The organism is Frankia sp. AgKG'84/4 (assembly GCF_023242965.2).
Classification (GTDB): domain Bacteria; phylum Actinomycetota; class Actinomycetes; order Frankiales; family Frankiaceae; genus Frankia.
Window position 1 is genome coordinate 1 of sequence record NZ_JALKFU020000440.1, and the last position, 4,463, is coordinate 4,463.

The window sequence follows — 4,463 nt, forward strand, 5'->3', positions numbered from 1 at the left end:
CGGCACGCGGATCATCCGGCATCGACCTCGCAGGTCACCTGGTTGAGGCAGGCGGCCATACCAGGGGCACCGGCCGGGGGGGGGGGGGGGGGGGGGGGTGGGGGGGGGCGGGGGGGGCCCCCCCCCCCCACCCCCCGCCCCGCCCCCCCGGCCCCCGGCGCCCGGCGCGGGCCGGCCGGGTCCTGGTCGCGGTCGTGCTGGCCTCGACGGTCGGGCAGTTCCTCGTCCTGATCGCCGCGGGCGAACTGGCCGCACAGGCCGCTACCTGCGCCGACGGCCAGTGGTCCGCCGAGTTCCACGCCGGCACGGCGCTGGACGGCGAACCGCTCGCCCAGCGCTGCGACGCCACGATCGACGTCGACTGGTCCCTCAACGGCCCCGGCGTGACCGGGATCGGCACCACCGGCTACTCGGTCCGCTGGACCCGCCAGCTCACCCTCGCCGCCGGTTCCTACACGGCCACCATCACCGGCGACGACGGCGTCCGGGTGCTCATCGACGGCCAGATCGTCGCCGACGGCTGGGGTGACCACGGTCCGCGGACGTTCACCGGCACCCGCACCCTGACCGCGGGCGCGCACACCGTCGTCGTCGAGTACTACCAGAGCGCCGGCGGCGCGATGGTGGAGTTCGACCTCTCCGGCGGCCCCGGGGACGACGGCGGCGGCGCCGGATCCGACTGCCCCGCCGGCCAGTGGGCCGGCACCTACTACCCGAACCGCACGTTCAGTGGCACCGGCGTGCCCCGCTGCTCGGCGGACGTCGACTACCACTGGGGGACCGGCGACCCGGGCCTCGCGGGCATCGGCGCGGACAACTTCTCCGCCCGGTGGACGCGCACCCAGGAGTTCACCGCCGGCACCCTGGCCCTCACCGCGGCCGCCGACGACGGCATCCGGGTGCTTGTCGACGGTCAGCCGGTCATCGACCAGTGGCACGACCAGGGCCTCACGACCTATACCGCGAGCGTCCCGGTCAGCGCCGGCAGCCACACCATCCGAGCCGACTACTACGAGCACACCGGCGACGCCAGTGCCGGGGTCGGGTTCGCCGTCACCCCCACGGCAGCGTGCAACACGATCCAGTGGTCCGCGCAGTACTTCCCGACCGCGACGTTGGCCGGCGCGCCGACGCCGGCCCGCTGCGAGACCGGCCTGCACCACGACTTCGGCGCGGGCGGCCCCGACGTGGCCGGCATCGGCAGTGACGGCTTCTCGGCCCGCTGGACCCGGGTCGACCACTTCGCCGCCGGGCCGATCACGATCACCGCGCTGGCCGACGACGGGCTGCGCGTCTACGTCGACGGCACCCGGGTCATCGACGGCTGGAACGACCAGGGGCCGACGGCGTTCACGGCGACCCCGACGCTCACCGCCGGCGCCCACACGATCGTCGCCGAGTACTACGAGGGGACCGGCGGTGCGCAGATTCGGGTCGACTACACCGGCGGCGGCGATCCCGGTCCGCTGCCGCCGCCACCACCCGGGGGATGCACCGCCGACTGCGGCGGATCGTGGCAGACACTGACCTACCAGATGCCCGTGCGGTCCGTGCACGCCAGCGTGCTGCACACCGGAAACGTGCTGCTCGTCGCCGGCTCGGGAAACGACCCGGCGGCCTTCGACGCGCATTCATTCTCGTCGACGGTGTGGAATCCCACGACCGGCGACTTCAGAGCCGCTCCGGCGGCGGACGACCTCTTCTGCTCGGGACACGTTCAGCTACCGGACGGAAAAATCCTCCTGGCCGGTGGAACGGCCGCGTACTCGACCGCGAACACGAACTACAAGGGGCTGTCGAAGAGCTACGTCTTCGACCCCGTGGCCGGCACCTACACGGCCACGAACGACCTGCCCGGCGGCGGTCACTGGTACCCGAGCCTAACCGCGCTCGGCGACGGGAACGTCGTCGCCGTGGGCGGCCTCGACCAGAACGCCGACGGCAACGTCGCGACCGAGCTGTTCGACAGCGCGGCGCACCGCTGGCTGCCGGCCGCCCAGGTGCCGCAGAGCTACTTCTTCTGGGGCCTTTACCCCGAGCTGAAGCTGATGGCCGACGGTCGGTTGTTCTACGCCGGCATCCACACCTTCGGCAACGCGCCGACCGCCGCCGGATCGAACATCTACGACCCGACGACCGCCATCGTCAACGACATCCCCGGCCTGCGCGACGTCAACCTGCGCGACCAGGGCGCCTCGGTGCTGCTGCCGCCCGCCCAGGCCGGCAGGGTCATGACGCTCGGCGGGGGCAACGGGGATGCCGGCGCCGACGCCGTCGCCAGTACCGACCTCATCGACCTGCGCCAGTCCGACCCGTACTGGCAGCCCGGCCCCGACCTGCCGGCCGCGAAGATGTACGTCTCCGCGGTGATCCTGCCCGACGGAAAGGTCCTGGAGACCGGCGGTGGCCGCCACCTGCGCTCCGACCCGGTGCACGAGGCGTCGCTCTACGACCCGGTGGCGAACCACTTCACCACCGTCCCGCCCGACCCGCAGGACCGGACCTACCACTCCCAGGCGTTCCTGCTGCCCGACGGCAGCGTGGCGGCGCTCGGCAACAACCCGCTGGACGGCTCGTTCAGCCAGACGATCTCGGTGTACCGGCCCTGGTACCTGACCCGCCAGCGCCCCGAGATCACCGCGGCGGCCGACACGTTCGGCTACGGCTCCCGGCAGTCCCTGACGGTCAGCCGTGACATCGACCGCGTCACGCTGCTGCGCCCCGCCTCCGTCACCCACCAGGCCGATCCCAACCAGCGCAGCGTCGACCTGCCGATCTCCTCGACCGGCCAGAACAGCGTCAGCGTCGACGTCCCCGCCAACCCGAACCTACTTCCTCCGGGGTACTACATGATGTTCGCCCAGAACACCGCCGGGGTCCCCTCGGTCGCCCGCTGGGTGCGTGTCGGTTGAGCTGGCGCTTTGCCCATGCTGGGCCAGTCCATGACCGGCCTGGCTACGACCGGCCTGGCTACGACCGGCCTGGCTACGACCGGCCTGGCTACGACGGGCCTGGCCATGACGGGCCTGGCCACAGCAGGGCCGGCCGGAGCCGGCGTCGTGGGAGGCTGGTCGCGATCGCGCTCACGGTCGTCGTCGTGAGCGGCGTCGCCGGCGGGCTCGCGCGCGAGGGTTGGCCCGCCGACGGCGCCGGGCCGCCGAGCACCGGTGATCCCGTGGCCGTCGCGGCGGCACCACCCGGTGTCCTGTCCGGCCGGGTCGTGCCGCGCGGCAACGGTCGTCCCTCGCCGGTACCCGTCGGACTCGACGGCTGCGACTACAACTACGTGGCGGGGGACACCGGGCGGCGGATCTGCGTGCCCCGCACGCCCCCGCCCGGCCAGCGACTCGACTGCGCCTACCTACGGGCCCAGGGCATCGGCCCGGTCCGCGTGATCGGGGAGGACACCCGCAGACTTGCGGGCACCATTCCGGTGACCCGAGGCGCGGTGCTCTGTGCCCGGTGACGCGACGCCCCGGATGACAGGTCACCGTCCGGGCAGCGTGGCCGCGGGGCTGGCAGCGGCCGCTCTGCTGTTTTCGGCTGCGGGGCTGTTTTCGGCTGCGGGCTGCGGCGGCGGGCCCAGGCCGGTGCTCGGCGGATCCGGGGTGCCGGCGGCGCGGGCGGCAGGTACGCCGGTCGCGGCGCCCAGCCTTCCCGGCGACTGGCACGGGGCCGCCACGGTGGGGGCCGTCCGCCGGCCGTCGTTCACGCTCACCGACACCGGTGGCCGCCGCTTCGACTTCGCCCAGGCCACCGCGGGCCACGCGACCCTGCTGTTCTTCGGCTACACGCATTGCCCCGACGTGTGCCCGACGACGATGGCGGACCTCGCCGCGGCCCGGCAGGTCGCCGGGCCCGCCGTCGCGGCGAAGGTCACGGTCGTGTTCGTCACGACCGACCCGGCGCGGGACACCCCGGCGGTGCTGGCGCGGTGGCTCCGCCAGTTCGACGACCGGTTCGTCGGGCTCACCGGCACGCCGGCGCAGGTCGCGGCGGCCCAGCGCGCCGTCGGTATCCCGGTCGCCCTCGCCGACCCGAACGGCGCGGGTCCGGGTGGTGCTGGTCCGGGTGGTGCTGGTCCAGGTGGTGCTGGTCCGGGTGGTGCTGGTCCGGGTGGTGCTGGTCCGGGTGGCGCCGAGTACCTGGTCGGCCACGCCGCCCAGGTACTCGGCATCGGCCCCGACGACCGCGTCCACGTCCGCTGGTTCGCCGACACCACCGTCGCCGAGTACGTCGCCGACCTCCCGCGGCTCGCCGCCGCCGTCTGACCACACATCGCCGCGGTCGCCGGCCACACCGGCGACCGGGCGGCCCTGACGCACCAGGCAGGCACAAGTGAGATCCGAAATCGAGCCCGACCGTCCACCTACCCGCGAGCTCCCCGCCTCCGCCCGCTGGGCACCGGGCCGGCCGCCTGCTTCCGACGGCGCCGACCCCCTGAGCCCGACCCGACTCGCCGC

General features: G+C 74.0%; 3 protein-coding genes. All 3 read left to right on the top strand.

All coding sequences use genetic code 11. From position 1 onward, the window contains the following. The first annotated feature begins 182 nt into the window (after positions 1 to 182). The 3 genes from MXD58_RS20800 to MXD58_RS20810 all read left to right on the top strand — a co-directional run bounded on the left by MXD58_RS20800 (position 183) and on the right by MXD58_RS20810 (position 4,271). Complete coding sequence (locus tag MXD58_RS20800) at positions 183 to 2,912, top strand: PA14 domain-containing protein (RefSeq protein WP_250609768.1); 2,730 nt, start codon at positions 183 to 185, stop codon at positions 2,910 to 2,912. 185 nt (positions 2,913 to 3,097) lie between these two features. Continuing rightward, positions 3,098 to 3,466, top strand: coding sequence for a hypothetical protein (locus MXD58_RS20805; protein WP_248840545.1), 369 nt, complete (start codon positions 3,098 to 3,100; stop codon positions 3,464 to 3,466). A 142-nt stretch (positions 3,467 to 3,608) separates the two neighbouring features. Continuing rightward, positions 3,609 to 4,271: an SCO family protein gene (locus tag MXD58_RS20810; protein ID WP_250609767.1), complete on the top strand. Its 663-nt coding sequence runs from the start codon at positions 3,609 to 3,611 to the stop codon at positions 4,269 to 4,271. Positions 4,272 to 4,463 lie beyond the last annotated feature (192 nt).